This is a genomic window from Campylobacter sp. CCS1377 (assembly GCF_040008265.1).
Lineage (GTDB): Bacteria > Campylobacterota > Campylobacteria > Campylobacterales > Campylobacteraceae > Campylobacter_D.
The window spans coordinates 1,169,038-1,192,854 of the sequence record NZ_CP155620.1 but is presented as its reverse complement, the minus strand read 5'-3'; the positions used below and the strand labels follow the sequence as shown (position 1 = coordinate 1,192,854).

At 31.1% G+C, this 23,817-nt stretch carries 15 protein-coding genes; 9 read left to right on the top strand and 6 right to left on the bottom strand.

Annotated elements, in window-relative coordinates:
* Window positions 1-28 precede the first annotated feature (28 nt).
* The 4 genes from AAH949_RS05990 (at window position 29) to pepE (ending at window position 5,385) form a co-directional block, all read left to right on the top strand.
* Entirely contained in the window at window positions 29-2,077 is a 2,049-nt protein-coding gene (locus tag AAH949_RS05990) for a BspA family leucine-rich repeat surface protein (protein WP_348518226.1), read from the top strand.
* A 392-nt stretch (window positions 2,078-2,469) separates the two neighbouring features.
* Window positions 2,470-3,786, top strand: coding sequence for an MATE family efflux transporter (locus tag AAH949_RS05985; protein ID WP_348518225.1), 1,317 nt, complete (start codon window positions 2,470-2,472; stop codon window positions 3,784-3,786).
* Entirely contained in the window at window positions 3,762-4,424 is a 663-nt protein-coding gene (locus tag AAH949_RS05980; protein WP_348518224.1) for a SprT family zinc-dependent metalloprotease, read from the top strand. Before AAH949_RS05985 ends, AAH949_RS05980 begins: the two co-directional genes overlap by 25 nt.
* Window positions 4,425-4,470: 46 nt before the next feature.
* Complete coding sequence (gene pepE / locus AAH949_RS05975) at window positions 4,471-5,385, top strand: dipeptidase PepE (RefSeq protein WP_348518223.1); 915 nt, start codon at window positions 4,471-4,473, stop codon at window positions 5,383-5,385.
* A gap of 25 nt (window positions 5,386-5,410) precedes the next feature.
* Here the strand turns inward: pepE and AAH949_RS05970 are convergent, their stop codons facing one another.
* Both AAH949_RS05970 and AAH949_RS05965 read right to left on the bottom strand, forming a co-directional pair.
* Complete coding sequence (locus AAH949_RS05970; RefSeq protein ID WP_134238855.1) at window positions 5,411-6,118, bottom strand: hypothetical protein; 708 nt, start codon at window positions 6,116-6,118, stop codon at window positions 5,411-5,413.
* Between the two features lie 43 nt (window positions 6,119-6,161).
* Window positions 6,162-6,503, bottom strand: coding sequence for a cupin domain-containing protein (locus AAH949_RS05965; protein WP_348518222.1), 342 nt, complete (start codon window positions 6,501-6,503; stop codon window positions 6,162-6,164).
* A 249-nt stretch (window positions 6,504-6,752) separates the two neighbouring features.
* Between AAH949_RS05965 and AAH949_RS05960 the strand changes: the two genes are divergently transcribed.
* A complete protein-coding gene (locus tag AAH949_RS05960; RefSeq protein WP_348518221.1) occupies window positions 6,753-6,983 on the top strand; it encodes a hypothetical protein in 231 nt (76 codons plus the stop codon).
* 134 nt (window positions 6,984-7,117) lie between these two features.
* The gene (locus AAH949_RS05955) at window positions 7,118-7,342 is read left to right on the top strand and encodes a hypothetical protein (RefSeq protein ID WP_134238858.1); all 225 of its coding nucleotides are present in this window, start codon (window positions 7,118-7,120) and stop codon (window positions 7,340-7,342) included.
* Between the two features lie 35 nt (window positions 7,343-7,377).
* Here the strand turns inward: AAH949_RS05955 and AAH949_RS05950 are convergent, their stop codons facing one another.
* The gene (locus AAH949_RS05950) at window positions 7,378-8,388 is read right to left on the bottom strand and encodes an MBL fold metallo-hydrolase (RefSeq protein WP_348518220.1); all 1,011 of its coding nucleotides are present in this window, start codon (window positions 8,386-8,388) and stop codon (window positions 7,378-7,380) included.
* A 310-nt stretch (window positions 8,389-8,698) separates the two neighbouring features.
* Here AAH949_RS05950 and AAH949_RS05945 point away from each other — a divergent pair, with 310 nt between their 5' ends.
* On the top strand, window positions 8,699-17,281 hold the full coding sequence (locus tag AAH949_RS05945) for a filamentous hemagglutinin N-terminal domain-containing protein (RefSeq protein WP_348518219.1): 8,583 nt from the start codon (window positions 8,699-8,701) through the stop codon (window positions 17,279-17,281).
* A gap of 332 nt (window positions 17,282-17,613) precedes the next feature.
* On the opposite strand, the gene AAH949_RS05940 is transcribed toward AAH949_RS05945, so the two are convergent.
* Both AAH949_RS05940 and pta read right to left on the bottom strand, forming a co-directional pair.
* Window positions 17,614-18,801, bottom strand: coding sequence for an acetate kinase (locus AAH949_RS05940; RefSeq protein ID WP_348518218.1), 1,188 nt, complete (start codon window positions 18,799-18,801; stop codon window positions 17,614-17,616).
* 10 nt (window positions 18,802-18,811) lie between these two features.
* Window positions 18,812-20,260 (bottom strand): phosphate acetyltransferase, encoded by a 1,449-nt coding sequence (pta, locus tag AAH949_RS05935; RefSeq protein WP_348518217.1) that lies wholly within the window; start codon window positions 20,258-20,260, stop codon window positions 18,812-18,814.
* A 103-nt stretch (window positions 20,261-20,363) separates the two neighbouring features.
* Here pta and flgH point away from each other — a divergent pair, with 103 nt between their 5' ends.
* Window positions 20,364-21,059, top strand: a complete 696-nt coding sequence (gene flgH, locus AAH949_RS05930) for a flagellar basal body L-ring protein FlgH (protein ID WP_134238863.1) — start codon at window positions 20,364-20,366, stop codon at window positions 21,057-21,059.
* A 232-nt stretch (window positions 21,060-21,291) separates the two neighbouring features.
* Window positions 21,292-21,837, top strand: a complete 546-nt coding sequence (locus AAH949_RS05925; RefSeq protein ID WP_134238864.1) for a hypothetical protein — start codon at window positions 21,292-21,294, stop codon at window positions 21,835-21,837.
* Window positions 21,838-22,282: 445 nt separating this feature from the next.
* Here the strand turns inward: AAH949_RS05925 and glnA are convergent, their stop codons facing one another.
* Entirely contained in the window at window positions 22,283-23,713 is a 1,431-nt protein-coding gene (gene glnA / locus AAH949_RS05920; RefSeq protein ID WP_348518216.1) for a type I glutamate--ammonia ligase, read from the bottom strand.
* Between the last annotated feature and the right edge of the window lie 104 nt (window positions 23,714-23,817).

The following is a 23,817-nucleotide window of genomic DNA, read 5'->3' as shown; positions in this document are numbered from 1 at the left end:
AAATTTTTCAAATATTTGGAGAAACAAAATGAGCAAAAAAGAATTACACGAAAAGCTAATATTTGCTATTGAGTGTCAAGATGTTGAAGGTGTCATTGAAGCTATTAGAGAGGGTGCTGAAGTAAATGATAAAGTCATTAATAGAGCTTATGCATTTTTAGAAAGTTTAGAAATGGAATATGCCGATGATAAAGCCCTTTATGCTGGCTGCACTGCTAAAAATTCAGATCAGGATTATATTTATAGAATTGTTTCAAGATATGCTAAGGGGCAAAAGCTTGATACTATTATAAATACCATGTTTAATAGAAAAACTAATGCTCTTAAAAGTAAAGGGGAAATAATTACACCTAAAAATAAAAGAGAACTCATAAAACTAATGAATAAGAAAAGACAGTATTTAGGTGATATTGATATTTCAAATATTAAAGATTTTTCAGAATTATTTACAGATGTAATAAGAACAGATTTTGGTGGCATAGAACTTTGGGATACAAACCATGTGGTAAATATGAACAGAATGTTTGAAAAGTTTAATTTTAGTAAAATTAAAAGCGGCAGTCCTTTATTTGACTGGATAAGCAATATGGATACTTCCAATGTAAGTGATATGGGATATATGTTTGCTAAATCAACTGGTTTTGATATTGATATAAGCAAATGGAACACTTCCAAGGTATTAAATATGAGCTATATGTTTTTAGAAGCGGAAAGTTTTAATCAAGATATTAGTTCATGGGATACTTCTAATGTATTATGTATGGTACATATGTTTGATGGGGCGAAAAGCTTCAAACAAAATATAGATAACTGGGATATTAGTGGCATAAATAAAGATTACAGGAAAACTAATGAGAAAAAATATAATTTCTTAAATAATGAACAATTATGTGACTATAAACTATATGAAAACTGCCCTACTAAGCCTAAATGGCTCATGCCATGTAAAAAAGAAAATGGTAAGTATAAGCCTAATACAAAACTGGCATTAATATTACTTGCAAAAGATAAAAATATAAATCTTGGTGATATTGATATATCTAATATTGATGATTTATCCCTATTATTTATAAACTGTGAAAGAGATTTTAGTGGCATAGAATCATGGAATACAAGCCATGTGGTAAATATGAGCAATATGTTTGCATATAGCAATATGAACCAAGATATTGGTATGTGGGATACATCAAAAGTAACATATATGGACGGTATGTTCCAAAATACACCTTTTAACCAAAATATAAATAACTGGAATATATCTAATGTAAAAGATTTGAGCTCTATGTTTTATTGTGCAGAAGATTTTAATCAGCCTCTTGATAAGTGGGATACAAGCCGTGTAAAAAGTATGCATTATATGTTTTATAGAGCTTTAAAATTTAATCAAGATATTGGCTTATGGAACACATCAAAAGTAAAAGATATGAATCATATGTTTTCTAATGCAGAAAGTTTTAATCAAAATATTAATAACTGGAATGTATCTAATGTGAAAAATATGCATGGTATGTTTTTTTATACAAAAAAATTTAACCAGCCTCTTGATAAATGGGATACAGGCAAAGTTACAAATATGGCGTCAATGTTTCAATCAAGCAAAAGATTTAATCAAAATATCAGTTCATGGAATGTATCACATGTTAAAAATTTTTCATATATGTTTAAAAAAACAGAAGATTTTAACCAGCCTCTTAATGGGTGGGATATAACAGGTACAACATCATTAGCATATATGTTTAGTCACGCTAAATCTTTTAATTCACCACTTAATGAATGGGATACATCTAAAATAAAAGATATGACTGGCATGTTTCAACTAACCGAGAAATTTAACCAACCACTTAGTGACTGGGATGTATCAAATGTAGAAACTATGCATGCTATGTTTTCTGAAAGTAAAAGCTTTAATCAAGATATAAGCAGCTGGAATTTAAAAAGTATAAAAGATTTAAGCTATTTTTTACATAAAGCAGAAGCTTATACATACAGCCTTAAAAGCTGGCGACTTAATAAAAGAGTTGTTGATAAATATTATATAGTAGAAGGTACAAATATAGAAGAACCTACATGGTATTGATTTTAAAATAGATTTGTTGCACATAAATATTAATAAAATAACATAAAATGAAGATTGTATAAAAATTTTTATTACAATCTTTTATTTATTTTAAAACAATGTCAAGATTGTGGTGTTTAAATAAGATAAATATTTGTAAATTTATTTATGGACTATATGCAAAATTTCAAAAATGTTGACACTATTATCATAGCATTTAAAAAAACATTCATAAAATTCTTAAAAAATTATTATAAAATCATCACTATAAAAAATAAATTTTTAAGCTAGAAAAGATACAACAATGCTTTTTTTCTTTTTAAGTTTTTAGCACATCTTTGAGTATAAAATTTGTCTAGATAAGTTTAAATTTGATATAATCTCAGATTTTAGAAAATTTATAAAGAATAATCATGGTAAAAAAACAACTTTCTCTAACAAGACTTAGTCTTCCTATTTTTGGAGATTTACTTTCAAAGTATTTAACTATCATCATCAATACCGCTATGGTTTCGCATTATTCAAATTTTCTAGTTGGTGCTATGGGGGCAGGAAATCAAATTTTAGATCTTTTTATAACGATTTTTAGCTTTTTAAGTGTGGGTTGTAGTGTAGTGATCGCTCAAGCCATTGGTGCAAAAGATTACGCATTAGCAAGAAAAGCTATTCATCAAAGTTTATTTTTAAATGCACTTTTGGGTTTTGTGTGCGGTAGTTTGATTTTATGGCACGGAGAGTATTTGCTTTATCTTTTAAAAATTCCACAAGAACTGCTTAAAGATAGTGAAATTTATTTACATATGCTTGCAATTTGTTTGTTTTTTGATGCGATAGGCATTGTATTAGCAGCTATTGTAAGGGTTTATAATATGGCTTATTGGGTTATGTTTATAGGCTTTTTGATGGATGTAGTTGTGATTGGGGGAAATTATTATGTCTTGCATTTTACAAATTTAGAGCTTTTTGGAGTAGGGCTTAGCAATATCGCAGCAAGAATAGTCGCCATCGTTGCTTTGTTTGTGATACTTTTTTATAAACTAAAAATTCATCTTAAAATCAAAGAAATGATAGCTTTAGAAAAGGCAGTTCTTAAGAAAATTTTAAATATAGGTGGCTTTTCAGCAGGAGAAAATTTACTCTGGATCGTGCAATACACCATAGCTTTTTCTTTTGTGGCAAGTTTAGGCAAAGAGAATTTAAGTGTGCAAACGATTTATTTTCAAATTTCTATGCTTATTATGTTAATAGGTCAGGCCATTAGCATTGCAAATGAAATTATTGTGGGTAAATTAGTTGGTGCAAGATATATAAATATCGCTTATAAACATGCTTGGCGTGCTTTATATTTTAGCGTGATAGCCAGTGCTTTGGTAGCGATAGCTAATTATGCTTTAAAAGATTTTACTATGGATTTTTTAGATCTAAAACAGGTGTTTAGAGAATTAATGCTTCCATTGTTCGCACTTTCTATTTTTCTTGAAATTTCACGCACTTTTAATATAGTAATGGTAAATGCCTTAAGAGCAAGCGGGGATGCTAAATTTCCATTTTTTAGCGGACTGGTTTTTATGATGGGCGTTTCTTTACCAGTGGGTTATGTGCTTTGTTTTTATGCAGGACTTGGAATTTTAGGAGTTTGGATAGGTTTTTGTGCAGATGAGTTTTTGCGTGGGCTTGTGAATGCTTATAGATGGAAAAGTAAGAAATGGCAAGGCAAAGCTCTGGTGTGAAAAGTTTTTATTTTTTAGATAAAGAGTTTTTTTATCAAGTAAAAAATATAAAATCTTTGCGTTTAAAGCTTAACGAAAAGGGTGAATTTCACTTAAGTATCCCTAATTTTTGTTCTTTGGAAAAAGCAAGGGAGTTTTTGAGTCAAAATGAAGCTTGGATACAAAAAACTTGGCAGAATTTTGAGAGCAAACAAAAAAATATAAACGAAAATGAAATTTATTTTTTAGGTAAAAAATATCTTTTAAATTTAAATGAAAATTTCAAAAAAACACAGATTTTAAAAGGTGAAATCAAAAGTGCCTCAAAAGAGGATTTTGAAAAATTTTTGCGTATGAATGCTAAGATTATTTTTTCTTTTTATCTTCAAAAATGGAGTGAAAAAACAGGACTTCATTATACGCATTTAAGCATTAAAAAAATGAAAACGCGTTGGGGGTCTTGTAATCATAAAAAAGGCTATATTAATCTAAATTTAAAACTTTTAGAAAAAAGCTTAAAAGCGATTGAATATGTGATTTTGCATGAACTAGCACATTTAAAATTTCCTAATCACAGCAAAGAATTTTATGGTTTTATTTTTGAATTTATGAGTGATTTTAAAGATAGAGAAAAAATGTTTAAAATAAGTTTTAAATAAATAAAAAATTGTTAAAATAAGCACTCAAAAATTTAGGAAGATAATCATGAAACGAAGAGAATTGTTAAAAATTGGAGCTTTAGGGCTTGGAGCTTTGGCTTTGCAAGGTTTTAGTATAGAAGCACAACGCAATGTTATCGATAGAAGCAAGGTAAATGCTTTATTGCTTTCGAGTTTATCTTATAATGGAATGGCTTATTTTGAGCACGCTAAAGCTTGGCTTATAGATTTTGTTCAAAAAAATCAACTTCAAGGTAAAAAAATTACTTTTATCCCTTATGGTGTTTTGAGTGAAAATTTTTCAGCTTATGAGAAATTTATCCAACAACAACTTGCTTTTTTAAATGTTGAAATTAAAAGCCTTCATCATGAAAATCCTATACAAAGCATTAAAAATGCTGATGCTATTGCTATTGGTGAAGGAAATTTGTTTGTTTTAATGCGTGATTTATATGATAGTGATATTATCCGTTTAATTAGAGAAAAAGTTTTTTCAGGAACTCCTTATATTGGTTGGGGGACGGGTGCTGCAGCAGCTAGTGATACCATTAAAACTGCTACAGATATGCCTATTGTAGAAATCAAGACTTTTAATTGTTTAAAAATGCTTCCTTGTCAAATTACTCCGCATTTTTATTCTAAAACTATGGAATCAAATAGTGGACAAAAAAAACTAGAGGATTATTTAAATCAAAAATTTTCTTACAATATTACTTCTTATGTTTCCAATTCAAACACTCAAAATAACGAGCAAATCGGCACTTTGGATTATGAAGAAAAAATAGGTGAATTTTTAGCTTTAAATCAAGATGGTAAAGTTTATGCATTAAAGGATAGCGCAGGACTTTTAATAGAGGGTCTAAATGCTAAGGCTTTAAGTGCCGAAGATGCGGGTGTATTTAAATTTGAGCATAAAAAAGAAACTCAGGCTTTAGAGAACGAACAAGATTTTGTTTATTAAAATGACTCGAAAAAAGCATAAATTTTTATGCTTTTTCATTTTCACTTAGCTTTTTGTTATCCATAAAAAACCATTCGTATTTAAAAATCCACTCCCCGTTTTGTGAATTTCTTAAATCTTTAAAATTTACCCAGCCAATGATTTGTAAGATAAGTCCCACTATGCCAATAATAACACCAATCAACGCGATAAAAATAAATAAAGATAAAAATGCAATACTTTCATTATTGTATATGTATGTAGCTAAAAATACAAACACAGATATTGTCATCAAACCAAAACCTAAAACGCTTAATATATAACCCAAAAATAAAAATTTTTGATTAGTAATAAAACTTAACTTTTTATAAACAAAATACAAAAAAATAGTAGCCATTAACAGTAAAATTAAAGCAAACATTATATAAAAAATCAGCATCGAAAGATCAAGATTGAAGATGATTCTTTCAAAATCAGTATCAAAACTTTCAGCATCAAAAGTTAAAGTAAAAACAATTCCAAGTAAGCTTAAAAAAGCATTACAAGCAAGAACAACAAGGGCATTTCTAAACAAACTTTTGCTTTGTGAAAGTTTACTTAAATCATAACAAAACATAAATTGTGCCACCATAGCACCTATAGCAAAGATAAAGCCAAGATAAGGCGTGCCCGATAAAACACTTGAGACATAAAAAATTGCAACCTTTTGTTTTACCTTTTTGATGTTTGAATACATTGTTAATTTTTCATCCATTTATACTCCTTTTAAAAATAAAAAGCAAGATTATATCAAAAAATTAAGGTTTTTTAAGCACCGCACTCACTCTTTGAAATTTATCAAATTTGTTTAAGCTAAGTCTTATTATAGAATCTTCTAAAGCACTTAAAGAATGAGGCACATTAGCATTTAGACTTATCATATCTAGTGTATTTAATTCTAGTTTTTGATTCTCTACTTCGAAAATAATTTTTCCGCTTAAAACTTGCACATGGATAGAAAATGGGGCCTTATGCTCTTTCATTATACTTCCTTTGGCAAGTAAAATTTGGATTTCTTTACCACTCTCATTATCGATTAAAACATTGATTTTAACTTCATTTGGACTAAATTCAGCCTTGCTCCAATTTGTAATTTTCATTTCTTCCCTTTAATTTTGATAAAATAGGCTAAATTTTATCAAAATGGAAAAATAAATATATAGACTTGTGTTAATATTTTTTATATTTTTAAATTTAAATGCAAAAGATTTTACTTGCGATAAAGAGTTAAAAGCACATTCGCAAGAAAATATGCAAGAACAATTTGATTTTTATAAAAATTGTTTGAGCAAAAGGCTAAATTTAGATAAACATTATTATAAAGTATTGCTTTGCAAGAGTGATGAAGAGTGCTTGCAAAAAAAGGTAGAGACCCATATCATCATATTGTCTTTAACATTAAAAAAGTTCGTGAAAAACAAATCGATTTTAAGCTTTTAGCTATAAATTTTAAAATCAGCGAAAACACAAAAACCATTAACATTTCCGATTTGATTACTACTAAAGGTGATAAAGAAAGCGTGAAAATATATGTATTTGATAAAAATACCAACAAGCTCTTTATACCGCTTGTTTTTTGATGAAAATTGTTATAATCTAACAGATATAGATAGAAAATTTCGTCTTATTTAAAAGATAAAATCAAATTTAGGAAATTTTGAGTTTGATAGCATAAAACTACCCAAAAAAGCAAAAAAACACTAGCATAGAAGAAATGATAAAAGATATTCCTCTTGGAGAAATTAAAGCCAATCTTAGCTCTTTAACAAAAAATAAAATAAGCAACGCAGATAGAATAAGTATGAAAATAACTTACAAATACTACCGATATTCTATGGATTATACTTACTACATAGAAGCTTTTAATTTAGAAAATCAAATTTATCTTATATATGTGAGCTTTAAGAGTAAAAATCACTCAAGGTATCGCCTGCTCTAATTTTGCGAAAATTCTTTTTAAGTTTTTTGCCTATTTTAACTTCTCCACCAAAAATCTTGCTCAAACTCACTTCCTATTTCATAAGCTTCACCCATTTTTGGCGTGATAAGTGGTAAATTTAGGTTTTCATAAAGAAATTTTACAACTTCATTCCACGCGTGAGTTCCTGCTAGAAATCTCCCCCAATGTATAGGCATTAAAGCTTTTGCATTAAGATCTTTAGCTTCTTTTAAAATTTGCTCAGGAAAAGAATGAGAATATGGCCAAGCAGTATTAAATTGTCCGCTTTCAAGGCAGACTAAATCAAAATCACCAAAAAAGGTGCCAATTTTTTCAAAATGCGTAAAATATCCTCCGTCCCCACTAAAAAATACTTTTTTATTTACGCTTAAAAATTCTATCACAAAAGAAGCCCAAAGGCTTTTGTTTTTGCCATCACCTCTACTTGAGTTGTGCTGTGCGGGTGTTGCGGTGATTTTTATATCATTAAACTCTATCCCACTCCACCAATCAAGCTCGATGATTTTTTTCTCACTCACTCCATAGCTTTTTAGATAATTTCCCACTTTTAAAGGTGTGATGAAAAATTGTGCTTTTTCTTTTAGGGCTTTTACGCTTTTTTCATCTAAATGATCAAAATGCGAATGCGTGATAATTACAGCGAAAATTTCATCAAAATCATTTGCGCAAAAAAGCGGTGCATTTTTAAAAGCCTTGTTGATAAAAGAAAAAGGCGAAGCATGGGTATTAAAGACAGGATCGATTAAAATTTTGTATTTTTTATAACTCACAAAAAGCGATGAGTGTCCAAGCCAAGTGATGTGTGGAGTATGAAAATGACTTAAATTTGGTTTTAAAAAAGGAAGTTTAAAAGTAACAATAGCATCTTTTGGATAAAGATAATAATACTTTAAAACTTCTTTAAAAGACACTTTAAAATTATGAGAAAGCTTGTTTTCATTAAGAAATATTTCGTATTTTTTACCTTGTATTTTTTTGGCTTTTGGGCGTTCATTGCTAGAAAGATCGAATGATTTAAAATTCATTAATAGTCCTAAAAATATAATTTTTATAATAATAGATATATTTTATTAAAAAAATCTTGATTTCTACTTCAAATCATAAATAATAATTTTTATTAAATTAAAATAATAATTTTTAAATAAAATAAATTAAAATTAAAAATTTATTTAAATAGTTAAACTCATTAATTAACTATTTATATTAATTTAATATTTAAAATGATAAAATTATCTTTATATTCTATAAAAATGCTTTAGTATAGGGGCATATAAGCAATACCCCCCCCCCATATTAATGTTAATGTAAATATTTAATTTTTATTTGGAGGATTTTATGCCAAAAAAACTAAATTTAAAAAGACATCTTATACTTAGCTTTGTAGCAAGCTCTATGCTTTACAGTCAAGCACTCGCTTTACCATCAGGTGGAAAATTCGTTCAAGGTGGTGGAAGCATCACTAGTGGCGGTGGAAATATGAATATCCACGGTAACGGCAAGGATCAAAATCATGTCATCAATTGGGGTGGTGGTTTTAACATTGGCAAAGATGAAAGCGTTAATTTTAGTGGACAAGGACACCACAAATTCTTAAATCTTGACTATAGCAAAAACGCATCTCAGATTTATGGTCAATTAAACGGAAATGGTCATGATATTTTCTTAGTTAATCCAAATGGAACAATTATTGGCAATGGTGCAGTGATTAATACGGGGAAATTTGGTATTTCAACTGGAGCGATGAATGAAGCACAAATCAAAGAATTTGCAACAAGTGGTAAATTCTCTCCGGTTTTTTCTCCGGCTCAAAAAGGCACTATCACTATACAAGGTGATGCGATTTTAAATGTTAGTAACCTTCAACTTGTGGGCAATAAAATCGTATTGAAAAGCGAAGAGCAAAAAAGCCCAAATATCACAAGCAAAGAAAAATTTGAACTCTTTGCAAATTCTATAGAATTAAACTCTGGCAATATCAAAGCAAACACAGTAAAATTAAATACCAACTATAATGAAACCTTAAACGGACAGATTCGAATCAATGGTGCAAATTTTGATACCATAAGTATGGATTTAAACTCCAAACTCATCCATCTTGGCAATAGCACAGTTAAAAACGGCGATAATTTTGCAAAAGTAAATGCTAATGCCGAGCAAATCAATCTTAACGGCACATTTAGTGCAGGCGATACAAACTTAAAAGCCACAAATATCATTGGCGATAATAAGGGAAATTTTGATATAAAAGGCACCTTAAGTCTTGATGCAAGTCAAAATATTTCTTTGCTTAGTACTACTTTAAACGCTACAAATTTAAGTCTTTTAAACGCAAATTATATCGAGCTTGAAAATGCAACACTTAAAGCAAGCGCCTTAACATTAAATGCTAGTGGAGATAGTAGTCTAATTCGCGTTATAGGTTCAAATTTAGAAAGCGCAAGTTCTTTGGATTTAAATGCAAATGAAATTAGATTTGGCAAGCATGAAAATCAAAATTCCACCATCAAACTTACAGGCGATGAAACTACGGCAAATATTAAAGCCAGCGATAAACTTGCTTTAGATGATACGCAAATCACAGTTTCAACAAAGGCTACTTTAAACCTTGAAGCAAATAGCCAGCTTTCGTTTTCAAATTCGAGTTTTAGTGGTGGAAATAATAGTGAATTTATGGCTAAAACTGCTGAAAACGGCGTTTTGATTTTAGAAAATTCAAAATTAGACAATCTAGCAAATTTAACTTTAACAGCAAATCAAATCAAAATTTCTAATGACAACACAGCACAAAATACCATAAAAACAAAAAATGCAACCCTTAATGCCACAGATAAAATCATCGCTAATAATGCAAATTTTGATATTTCAAGTGGTTTAAATTTTAGCGCAACAAATTACATTCATTTAAATGGTAGTAATTTTACACTCGGAAGCGATGGATCTTACATTTTTAGCGCAAATCAAACTAAAATTGATAATGCGAGTTTTAGTGCCACGGGGGGGGGCAATCAGAATTTAGAATTTAAATCAAATGCAGAAAATTCGCAAGATTCTGTAATCGAAGTTAATAATATTAATTTTAAAGATGAAAATATCGCAAATGTTAAATTTAATGCCCATTATCTAAACATTAAAAGTGGTAATATCAAAGCCGCTTCAAAGCTTGATTTTATAGGCGATAGAATCGATTTTGGTTCAAATGAAACTCTTAGCCTAAAAGCAAGCGAGTTAAAAGCAGATGCTAAGCAACTTTTTATCAATAATGCGAATTTAAGCGGCACAAGCATTACTTTGGATGCAGAAGAAGTTATAAGCATTGATGGAGAAAAAACCACGATAGGAAGTGATACCACAACGACTTTGCAATTACTTTCTAAAAATCTAATCGAACTTAAAAACAGCACTTTAAAAGGCACAAATATTACTCTAAAAGCCCTTAATGATGATAACACAAGGGGTGTGATTGATCTAAAAAGCGGAAGCATTGCAGCAAATGATAATGGCAAAATCGATCTTGAAGCGATGGATATTAAATTTGAGGGTGCAAATTTATCTGCTAAAGAACTTGATGCGAATGCTTTAAATTTGCTTGCAATTTCAGGGCAAGGCGAGATTAAAGCCGAGACTTTGATCTTAAAAGGCACTAATAAAATTGCCATTAGTGGAAATTTAGGCGATGAAAATTCAAATATCACTTTGGATACTAATGGACTTTTTGCAGTGAGCGGCGGTTTACTAAAAGCGAAGACTTTTGGTGTAAATGCTGGGAAAATCGACTTTAAAAATGCAAATTTAAGTGCAAGTGGCAATATTGACTTTAAAGCGCAAAATAGCATTATCATTTCACAAGATGCGAATAGTCAAACAAGTATCACTAGCACAGGCGGAAGCTTAAATTTAGGTAAAAAAAGCTCAAGTAAAGCAAATGATGAAGCTGAAGTTGGCTTTGTGATCGATCTAAATGGCGGCACTCTAAGTTCTGTGGATACTAAGATAAACGCCGATGAGATCAATATAAATGGCGCGACTATAAATGGCGGTGCTTTAGAGCTTTTAGCTAAAAGAATTCTTGCAAGCAGTGGAAATATCAATGTAAGCGGCGATGCGTATTTGCTAGCTACAAATTTGATAGAACTTGGAAGCGAAGATGCCAAACTAAATTTTGTGGCTAAAAATATCAAGATCAATGACAAAACAGGTGAAGCTTATAATGCGTTTAATGGTGCAACTTCGGCTGTGATTAGTATCAAAAACGCTACTTTAGAAGCCAAAGAAAATAATACTAAAGGCGATATTATCATCAAAGGCGCGGATATTAAAACCACTCACTCAAATTCCATTTTCAAAGCCAAGAATATCACTTTAGATGCAGAAAATAAAATTGAAATTATCAAAGGCGACTTGCAAGCTGATGGGACTTTAAGTTTAGATGGTAAAAAATTGGTCCAAGTGGGCCTAAAAGATGATAGTGGCGTAACTATGCCTGTTTTAAAAGGTGCTAGCATAAGCCTTATAAGTGAAAATTTAATCGATCTTCAAGGTGGAAATTTTACAGCCACAAATAATATTAATTTAACCTCAAAAAATGGTAACAAAGGCACGATTTTATTAAGCGGTGCAAATTTAATAGCAAATGGAGAAAACGACGCAATCGCCATCAGCACTCAAGATTTTCTTATGTCTGGTGGAAGTCTAAAAGCTAAGAGTGGCAATATCAAAGCCGATGCGGATAATATCATAGAAATTACAAAAGGCGCTTTAGAAGCGAAAAAAATCACTCTTGATGGAGCAAATCTTGTAAGCGTAAGCGGTGGGGAAAATGGAGCAAGTATCACTTCAAGTGATATAGAATTCATTACAAATAAATTACTCGAACTTACAGCTTTAAGTTTAAGTGGAGAAAATTTTAAATTTGAAGCCGATCAGATTAATATCAACGGTGGAAGCATTATAGCTACTGGCAAATTAGAACTTTTAGCTACAAAAGGAAGCGAGGCAAATAAAGGCGGAAAGTTAAATTTAAGTGACGGCGTAAATTTAAGCGCCAATGAACTTAACCTAAAAGCCAGAAACGATATCATCTTAAATAATGCAAATCTAAGTGCAACAACAAGTGCAAATTTACTTGCAAATAATTACATAGAAATGACAGGTGGTAAGATTAATTCCGCTAGCATTGTTTTAAAAGGCTTAGATGAGGGTAAAACACTAAAAGAAATTAAAATAAGCGGTGCAAAATTAGCAAAAAACGATAGCGAAAATGCTACCAACATTGATCTTAGCGCAAGTCAAATTACTATAGAAAATAGCAGTGATTTAAAAGCCAATACTATAACTCTTAATGCCAAAGATAGCGACGCAAGCAAAGGCGGCGTAAAGATAGATAATTCAAGCTTGAGTGCAAATGATTTGACTTTAAAAGGCGATAATCACATTGTATTAAGCGGAATAACTTTTACCATTACCAATGCTTTAAAACTTCTTGCGGATAATTATATACAAATGAATTCAGGCAGTATTAATGCAAAAAGTTTAACGATAAAAGATAGCAACGAAGGCGAGAATTTAAAATTTGTCGAGCTTATAAAAGGAGATATTACCTTAACAGGCACAACAGATAGTAAAGGTGCTTTTGATATCATCGCAGATCAAATCAATATCGGACAAGCAAGTGCAAAAGCGCAAGATAAAATTAACTTCACTTTAGAAAATATCACAGCAAATTTAAAAGCAAAAAATCAAATTTTAATTAATAACGCAGATTTTAGCTTACAAACAAGCACTTTTGATTTAAGCGCAGTAAATAAAATCGCCCTAGAAAGCACTAAATTCCAAAATGATACAAAAGATAGCACGCTAAAACTTAACACTACAAGTCAAGAAGATGGTAAAGGTATCATCGTAGTTAAAAATTCGCAAATTAGTGGCTCAAGTCTTGAGGTAGAGGCTAAAATCGTTGATTTGCAAGGTTTAAGCATAAATGCAAACAGTTTGGCTTTAAAAGCGCTTGATAAATTACTTATTCAAGCTTCAAGTAATTTCACTATAGAAAATACCATAGCACTAGAAGCAACAAATAATCTTTTCATCGAAAATTCCAATATCACTTTTAATTCTGCTTTGCAAAATGGTGATAATGATAAGTTTGAAATCAAAGCTGCCCAAGTGCTTTTAAATACAGCAAATCTTACTTCAAAAGGTGGAAAATTTAGCATCACAGCTACAGATACAAGCGGACTTTTTAAAGCTAACAATTCGCTTATTGATGTGCAAGGGGGAAGTTTTGATTTAAGTGGAAAGCAGATAGTTTTTACTGCTGATAAATTTAGTAAATTGCATGAAACATTCAAAACAAGCTCAGGTGTTGTGACAAATATTAGCGCAAGTGATTTTATTGGGCTAACAAATGTTAAATTTACTTTAGCAGGCAATGCAACATTTAAAGCCACAAATGATATCACCACAAATAATGTTTCGCTTATGGCTGATTCTCAAACACTCAGTTTTGATACTAAAATTTTTAATGCAACAAATGGGCTTGCGGTGACTAGTGATACTTTGGAAATCAAGGGCGCTGATGTAAATTTTGATGACTCTATGCATGGAATCACTGTAAATCATTTTAATATCGATGCTTCGAATAAAATTTCTATTAATGGTGGATGGTATGTGATTAATGAGTCTTTAAAATGGCTAGCGACTAATCATATCGAGGTAAAAGGTGGCTCTAAGTATGATAATGTAGAATTTGCCTTTGGTAATACTGGAAATTATATTTTCAGTGCAAAATATCAACAATACCAAAATACAAATTTTAATGGCGGCGTTATGTCGAGCCCAGATAGCAAAAATGCTAATGTAAAATTTGGTGTTTGGAGTGAAAATGGTGGTAGTGGCACTTTAACTCAAGCTGAATACATCAAGCTTGATAGTTCAAATATTTTTGGTGATATGGCAGATCTTAGCATTAAAGCTAAAACCATAGAATTTGGTGCACAAATGGGCGAAAGTTATGATCCAGCTAATATAGGTAATGTTGATTTGGAAGCTGATAGTCTGGCTTTAAATGGCTTTGATTTTAGCGGTATTGATAATTTTACCTTTAAGGGTACAAAAATGCTAAGTCTTAGCAATATCACTTTTACGGACATTACAAGCGGTAAATTTTTAAGTGATAATCTCATTAAATTAGAAAATATCACAGCCACTAACTCAAATATTGTTTTTGATAGTGCGAGAAATTTTGAATTAACGGGATATTTGGATATTAGTGGAGCTTCAACTCTTGATTTAAAAGCGGCAAATCTTTTCAAAGCAAATAATGCTAATATTATTGTAAATAATGGAAGCACCTTAAAAATCGATGGTGGTAAGCAAATTACTTTTAATACCAGTTCTTTAGCCGGAGAAGGCACTATAGAACTTAGCACAAGCAAGGCAAGCACAAGCGATCTTATAAGTGATGGTTTGATAGAATTTGTCAATACTTTTGGAACCATAGGAACGCTTAAAGTTAGCAATGCAAATCAATTTACTATTATAGGTGATAAATTTACTACTTTTGATATCGAGAATGCAGACTGGAATTTAAGAAATAAAATCAGACTTCAAGATATTAAGTTAAGTGTTGGTAATAAATTTATAGCCAATGCCGGAAAAGATTTTATTATTAATAGTTCTAATATTGAGATGAATACCAAACAAGATTCAAATTTAAACGCAACAAATATCTATATGAATGATACGGTTTTTTCTTTACAAAATAGCACAGCTAAATTTACTTTAGGTAGTGATACAACAGAGCTTATTAAGTTAGAAAATGAAAACACTGAAGGCTTTCACGGTTCAAGTGATTTAACTGAGCTTAAGGCAAAATATATCCTTGCAAAAAATATGGATTTTAGTGGCGGTATGAAATTTAATGCTAGTGAAGCCATTAGTATGGAAAATGTTGATTTGTCAAATCCAACCATTAATGGTTCTTATGATTTTTATGCTAAAAATTATATTTCTTTGAAAAATTCTACCATTACGGCGGTGAGTGTAAAATTTGAAACTATGGCGGATGGCAATACAGGTTATGGAGTTATTAATTTTAATAATGTAGGCATAGATATAAATCAAGGTGATTTTACTATGCTTGCAAATGAGATTAATTTCGAAAATACTGATAAGAGTTATTCGGTTGATACTGCTAATATAAACTGGGAAGCTAAAAATAATATGACTTTAAAGGGCTTGGATATTTATGGTAATAGCGACTATACATTAAGCCTTAAGGCAGGCTCAAAACTTAGTGCTACAGATGTAGATTTTGGTAATAGTTTTGGTACATATGGGAAATTTAAATTTGATGCAAATTATTTGGTATTTGATAAAGTGCATATTGAAAATGGTAAGGTTGCAGGCAAAGAGCCTCAGACTGCTTTTAACAATGTCGCACAGCTAGACTTTAAAAATGTAAATTTTGAATTTGCTGGTAGAGTAAGTGGGCTTGATGAAAGTATCACAATTAGTAATAATATGACTACAGCTTGGGGAAATGGCGGAAAAGACACTGATACAAACTATACTTTCAATGAGCCAACTTGGAGTGATGGTACTTGGGATAAAGAGAAAAACGAATGGAGTGGCGGAACAAACGAAGACACTAAACATATCGTTGATGATGGCAATGGCGATATAGGCGATGGTGGTAAATGGGAAAAATCAACAGGCACAGATTCTTCAAAAGGCAGCCCTATAAAAGAAGGCGATAAAACCTATAATGATAATGTAAGCGATAGTGAAAAAGATAATATTGCTAATGACTCTAAAATTTCTATAGATAGTATCGAGAAAAAGGATATAGCAAAAGTGGGCTATGAAACAGCTAAAGACACTGACTTTGGAAAAGATATCATTGCTGGCGAATTTGATGATCCATTTGAAAAAGAAACTGAGTCAGGGTATGAAAAAATAAAAACAATTAGCATTGCTTATAATGATAAAGTTGCGCTTGATAGTAATTTTGGCGCAAAAAGGGCTTTTGATACTATTGATTTTAACAATAATATCAGCGATGAGGTGATTTTAGATGCGAGTGATTTTGATGCTGCGGTGCTTGAAGCTATTTTAGGTGATATATTAAAAGAGCTTTATAAACTTAATATCGCCGATCTTGAAAAAGCTTGGGGCTATATCAATAATAAAGAATACGAAAAACTCGGTGCTTTATTTGGCTTTGATAAGGAAAAAACCGAAAGTTTAAGACAGAGTTTTGATTTCTTAGATGCTTTTTATGGCAAGGGAGCTGGAGATAAACTTGCTGGTTTTGGCGGAGAATTGGCTAAATTTGATAGCAAGTATCAAGAGTTTAAAAAAGCAAGAGAGAGTGTGAAGGATGATACTTTTGGAAACGGTGGCATTATGGGTGAGTATAAAAATTTCGATGAACTATATAGAGCCTTTAGTAAGCAACTCGAGCAATTTAAACAGTATATCCAAGATCTAAAAGATGGTAAATATGGAGAACCTGGAAGTGTTGAGTATGATAATGCCTACGCAAAATATGAAAATATGCATGCTAATTTAGAAAAAATGAAAAATTCTTTAGTAAGTATGTCAGATGAAATTATCAGTAATATCAATAAAGTTTATAGCAATAGTGGCAATAAGTTTTTAATTACTTATGATGGAACTCAGATTGGCAAAGTAGGAGGCGTTGATATCCCAAGTTATGAAAAAGAACAAGGTGGTGGCGATGAAGGTCCAAATTCAAGAATTTTTGCTGAAGATAATATTTATGAAGAAGATGAAAATTCGGCACAAAATAGTAAAAAGGGTGAGATTAATGAGACTGCAGGTAAGCAAAAAGCAAGAATTTGCATAGTAAGTGATAACGCTAAAGCTATGAATCCTTGCTTGGCTCTAGGAGATTAAGGCGAGTTTTTTCGCCTTTGGCTTTTTGCAAAATCAGCGGTATTTTTTTGTCATTTTTATCATACTGAAGCGCTTTTTTGTTATGCTGAGTGAAATTTACTGTCATATTGAGCGAAGCGAAATATCTCTATGTAACAAGAAATCAAATTGATGAAATTGGCAGTAAATTCAATAAAGATTTTTTCATAGAGATTCTTCGCCTATGGCTCAGAATGACAGTTTTAATGAGTTGACTTAGAATGATAGATAAACTAACTATAAAATAAATAAAACTTAAATATTAAATTAAAAATAACAAGATATCATCATTTGAGATGATGGTTAAAAAACCATCATTTTTTAGAAATAATATTTTCTGTGATTTTTGCAATTTGTAATTCTTCATCGGTAGGAATGATAAAGATTTTAACTTTGGAATTTGGTGTGCTAATTAAAGTTTCTCCATTTGCATTGTCATTTTTTTCTGTATCGATTTCAAAGCCAAGATGCTTTAATCTTTCGCAAGTTAATTTTCTCACTATACTAGCATTTTCTCCAATACCTGCAGTGAAAATCAAAGCATCAGTGTGTGGTAAAATCGCAAAATAAGAGCCTATATATTTTGCCAAACGATAGCAATACATATCTAGAGCTAGCCTTGCTAAATCATTGCCGTTTTGAATTTCATCAATAATATCTCTAAAGTCATTAAAACCACAAACCCCATAAAGTCCGCTTTGTTTATTCATCACAGCATCTAATTCATCAGGATTTAAATTTCTAGCTTTAGCGATAAAAGGCATGGTTGCAGGATCAATATCACCGCATCTTGTGCCCATCATCAAACCTTCAAGTGGAGTAAAGCCCATCGAAGTATCAATACTTTTTCCGTTTTCTATGGCACAAACGCTTGCTCCATTACCTAAATGTGCACTAATGGCGTTAAATTCGTTATGATTTTTACCTAAAATTTCAGCAGCTTTAGCACTCACATACGAATGTGAAGTGCCGTGGAAACCGTATTTTCTGATATTATATTCAGCATAATAATCATAAGGCAAGGCATACATATAAGCATAATCAGGTAAGGTTTTATGAAATGCTGTGTCAAAAACCGTTACATTAGGCACTTTTGGTGCCGCTTTTATCATGGTTTTAATGCCTGCTAGGTGTGCTGGGTTATGAAGCGGAGCTATAGCACTTACGCGATCAATTTCTGCTAAAACAAAATCATCTACCAAGCAATGCTCGGTTAAATTTTTACCCCCATGGACTATCCTATGTCCGCATCCATCAATATCGTTTAAATCATGCAAAATACCAGATTCTTGAAATAATTCATTAATTAGCTTTAAGCCTTTTTCATGATCTGCGATATAAGTATCGCGTCTTAATTTTGTTCCTGTTTTGGCATTTTTGAGTTCGATTTTAGATTGGTTATTGCCAATTTTTTCAACCAAGCCACTTGCTATAGCGACTTGATCTTCAAAAAGTTTAAATTTAATAGATGAAGAGCCCGAATTTAAAACTAAAATTTTCATTTTTTCTCCTTTATTCTGCTTGAATTGCGCTTAAAATTACTGTATTTACAACATCATCAATCAAACAACCGCGACTTAAGTCATTAACAGGTTTTTTAAGTCCTTGTAAAACAGGACCCACAGCCAATGCGTTCGCAGTTCTTTGAACGGCTTTGTAGCAAATATTTGCCGCATTTAAATCTGGGAAAATATAAACATTTGCTTTTCCTGCTACTTCTGAATTTGGCATTTTGCTTTTGCCTGTTTTTTCATCATAAGCAGCATCAAATTGTATCGGTGCTTCGATTTTTAAGTCTTTATAGCGTTCCGTTGCGATTTTAAAAGCTTCTTTAATTGCATCTACACTTGGCCCACTTCCGCTATCTCCGCTTGAGTAAGAAAGCAAGGCGACTTTTGGATCTATACCGAAAGATTTGGCGGTATTTGCGCTCACATAGGCAATTTCTGCGATTTGTTCTGGTGTAGGATTTGGTGTTACAGCACAATCTGCAAAAACCAGTACCTTATCTTCTAAACACATAAAAAATACCCCAGAAACTAAGCTTACACCCTGTTTGGTTTTAATCAGTTGCAAAGCAGGACGCACAGTTTCAGCTGTGGTTGTAGAGGCCCCACTTACCATAGCATCAGCTTTTGCAGTATGTACAAGTAAAGTGCCATAATAAGTTCTATCACAGACTAATTTTTTTGCCTCTTCTTCGCTCATACCTTTTGCTTTTCTTGCTTCATAAAGGGTTTTAGCAAATTCATCATTATAGATAGAATTTTTAGGGTTTAGAATTTGCGCTCCTGTGATATTAAGATTTAGCACTTTGCATTTTTCTTTGATTTCATTTTCATCGCCAAGTAAAATGAGATTTACCACTTCGCTTTTAAGTAAAATTTCACTGGCTTTTAAAATTCTTTCATCATCACTTTCAGGTAAAACGATGGTTTTTTTATTTTGTTTCGCTTTGCAAATGAGTTCATAGCGAAACCTTGAAGGGGTTGTAAATTGATAGCTTTTTTCTGGCAAGTTCAAATTCTCATCAACGAAAGCAAAATTTTCATTTTTTAAAGCATTTTTAAGATAATTACTAAGCATTATTTTGTTTAAAATTTCGCAATCAACAACGATAAAAGCGTTAAATTCTTTTGCAAATTTGACATTGAGTTCTAAAGTTCCTAAAACTCCAAATTCATTAAGTCCTAAAACCACGACGCAAGAATTTTCTTTTTTAAATTTTTCAAAATCTTGTAAAATTTTATTAAAAAAAGCATTTTGATCTGTATTGTAAAGTTCAAAAGCTTGGTTTTGTGTTTCAAAACTACAAGAAATTTTATGCTTTGAAGAAAGGGTTTTGAGTAAATCTGAAACTACGACAGAGTAAAAATTTACCGAAGAATATTTCTTTTCAAGATAGTCCAAAAATTTTTGACTGACCGATTTTTCTTTATCTTGGATAAGATAGAATTGCATATTTTCTCCTTTATTTAATTTTGGAACTATAATTGCTTAAATGAAGCAGATTATTTTAAATTATAACCGAAAGAATAAAATATCATATGATAAAGGAGTTGATATGAAAAAAATTATATATTTTGCGTTACCTTTTGTATTTTTTGGTTGTAGTGCGAGTTTAGATCCTGAAATTTCTATGAAGCCGCCTGCTTATGTAGAGGAATTAGCGCCTAAGCAAAGCAATAACACTCAAGTTGCGCCAGGATCGCTTTTTGGTAAAGGTGATAATCCTTTGTTTTCTGATAAAAAGGCGATGAATGTTAATGATTTAGTCACTGTGGTAATACAAGAAAATACAAGCCAAAACACTCAAGCCGCAAGAACAACTGCAAGAACAAATAACGCAGCTTTAGGCGGTGGAACGCTAACTGGTGGTGCGGGGTTTGGCGGTGCTGTGGGAGAAATTAATAAATTTTCAAATTTGGGATTTCAAACTAATAGCACAACAAATTATAATGGTACCGGCACACAAAGTAGAAGTGAGAGTTTTAATACAACTATTTCTACACGCGTGATTAAAATTCTTTCCAATGGAAATTATTTCATAGAAGGCTCAAGAGAACTTTTAATCAATGGAGAGAAGCAAATCATACAATTAAGCGGTGTTATAAGACCTTATGATATAGGACAAGATAATACCATAGATAGTCGCTATATCGCTGATGCAAAAATTCTTTATAAGACTGAAGGCGATGTTGCAAAAAGCACTAAGAAACCTTGGGGAACAAGTTTATTTGAAAGTATTTGGCCTTTCTGATAATTTAAAATGCCTTTTTTAAAGGCATTTTAAATTTTTACTACTAAAAATTGATAATGTATCAAAATCACACAATAAAAGTGAGAAAGAAATGAAAAATATTATTTTACTTGGTGGAAGTACTTTTTTATGTTAAATGGTTTTTTAAAGGCATAAAATAGAAAGCCATATGGGTGGAGGCATTTAGAAGTTTATAATTTTGTTTTAAGGGGGAACTTCAAGCATACAAAATTTGTATGAAATCAAAAGAATATGCAATCAAGATATCATTTCAAACACAGAACTTATCATAACAAATTCAAATGTCAATAATATTCATATTAATCACTGTCAAAAAAGTGAGCTTTCATTAGATATGGTTCATAGGGATGCTTTTTGGCTGTATCAAGAGCTTTATTTTTTAAATAAAAAAGTTTTGGTTATTTTGCTTCCGTGCGAAATAGGGAATTTTAAAATTGTTAATAATATCCACAGAAGTTTTTGTCAAAAATTTGGTTTTAATATAATTGATATGCAAAAATACTATGAAAATAAAGATTTAAATTATTTTGATTTTACTTTTGATGGGGCTCATCAATTTCATTTTATCACTCAAGAATTAGCCAAAAATATCATTCAAAATATTGATAATTTTTATTTACCCAAAAAACTTCATATAAAAAATAATAATCCTAAAATTAAAATTTGTACTCCTAAGGAGATGAAATTTCAAGGACTATTACAGGAAAATCATCTTAAAAATTCAAAATACGATGAATCGTGTTATAAATTTTTATGATGGCACTAAACTTTATTTTAACGAGCAATTTAAGGACTATTATCTTATAGCTTTGCATAATAGCTTTGCATACTTGGAATGATTATGATGTTGATCGGGTTTATTGTAATTTAGAAATTTACAATGCAGGCGTGGTAATTGAGAAAGAATGTGGCTTTCGTAATTTTGTTTTTAGTTTTTTTAATAAAATTAAAATCGATGATAAAACGATGCATAGATACTTATATAAAGACACAAGAATTTAGAAATAAAGGTTTAAGTATCAAAACGAGGCAAGATTACATTAAGGCTTTAAAAAGAACTTACACTCTTATAGAATGGCTAGGAATTGCATTGATATATTCAAAAAGAATATGGTATAAAGGTGGTTTTATTTGGATATGGTTTGAAGCAAAAAGATTGAAAAGAAAATTCAAAAAAAGCTCCAAATAGAGCTTTTTTATTTTTAGCAAGAATAGCAGGTTTTGAATTCATAAGCTGTAGGTCTTGCTTCTACAGGCCAAACTTGGGTTTCAAATTTCATGTGCTGATAATCATCGATGAAAATATCAGTCATTACAGGTTTTAAGTAAGTATTGTGACGGATCAAAGCTTCAAGACTGCCTCTTAGAGTGTGTGGCAATTGTTCTATACCTTTTTCACGAATTTCATCTAAAGTAAGATCAAATAAATTTTCATCCATAGGTCCAACAGGAATGGTTTTGTTTTTAATGCCATCAAGTCCTGCCATTAAAAGAGAAACAAAAGCTAAATAAGGATTTGCAGTGCTATCTGGGAAACGAATTTCAACGCGAGCCGAGTTTTTACCTATGCCATAAGGCACGCGACAACTTGCGCTTCTGTTTTGGCAAGAATAGGTTAAAATACAAGGTGCCTCAAAGCCCGGAACGATTCTTTTGTATGAATTTGAACTAGGATTTGTAAAAGCTGCAACTGAGCGAGCGTTTTTTAAGATCCCACCTATATAATGTATAGCGCTTTGACTAAGTCCGCCATAGCCGTCTTTATCATAAAACAAATTTACTCCATCCTTCCATAAACTCATATGCACATGCATTCCGTTTCCATTATCCCCATAAAGAGGTTTTGGCATAAAGGTTGCGGTTTTGCCGTTTAAATGTGCTACCATTTTTACTACATATTTATAAATTTGCACATTATCAGCCGCTTCTACAAGAGTGCCAAAATTTACTCCAATTTCTGCTTGTCCTTGTGCGACTTCATGATGATGGACGAAAGTTTTAAGTCCTACTTTTTCAAGAGTTTGAACTATTTCGGAGCGAATATCCACTAAAGAATCAATTGGCTGGACTGGAAAATATCCTCCTTTATTCCTAGGACGATGACCGGTATTGTAGCTATCAACAAAGTCTTTATTGTCATTCCACTCACCTTCTTCGGTATCGACTTCATATTTGGAGCAATTAGAACTATCAACAATTTTTACACTATCGAAGATAAAAAATTCATTTTCAGGACCAAAATAAGCAGTATCGGCTATACCACTATTTTTAAGATATTCCATTGCTTTTTTAGCCATACTTCTTGGACATTTTTCATACATTTGTCCTTTATAAATATCATACACATCGCAAAATACTACGATAGTTTGGTCCGCAGTAAAAGGATCTAAAAAGGCACTATTTGCATCCGGTTTTAATATCATATCGGATTTTTCTATAGGTTGCCATCCATGAATTGAACTTCCATCGAACGGAATTCCATTTTCAAAACTCTCTTGATTGATAGCGTGAAGATTATAAGTAATATGATGCCAAGCACCTATCATATCTGTAAAGCGAAAATCTACAAAAAGCACTTCATTGTTTTTACAAAAATCAAAAAAATCATTAATACCATTGACAAATTTTCCCATTTTTTCTCCTTGGTTTAAAATAATTTTATTATTCTATCAAAAAATTATTAATTTAAGTTTTAGTTAATAAAAAAAAGTTAGTCAAATAAAAAATATAATATTTA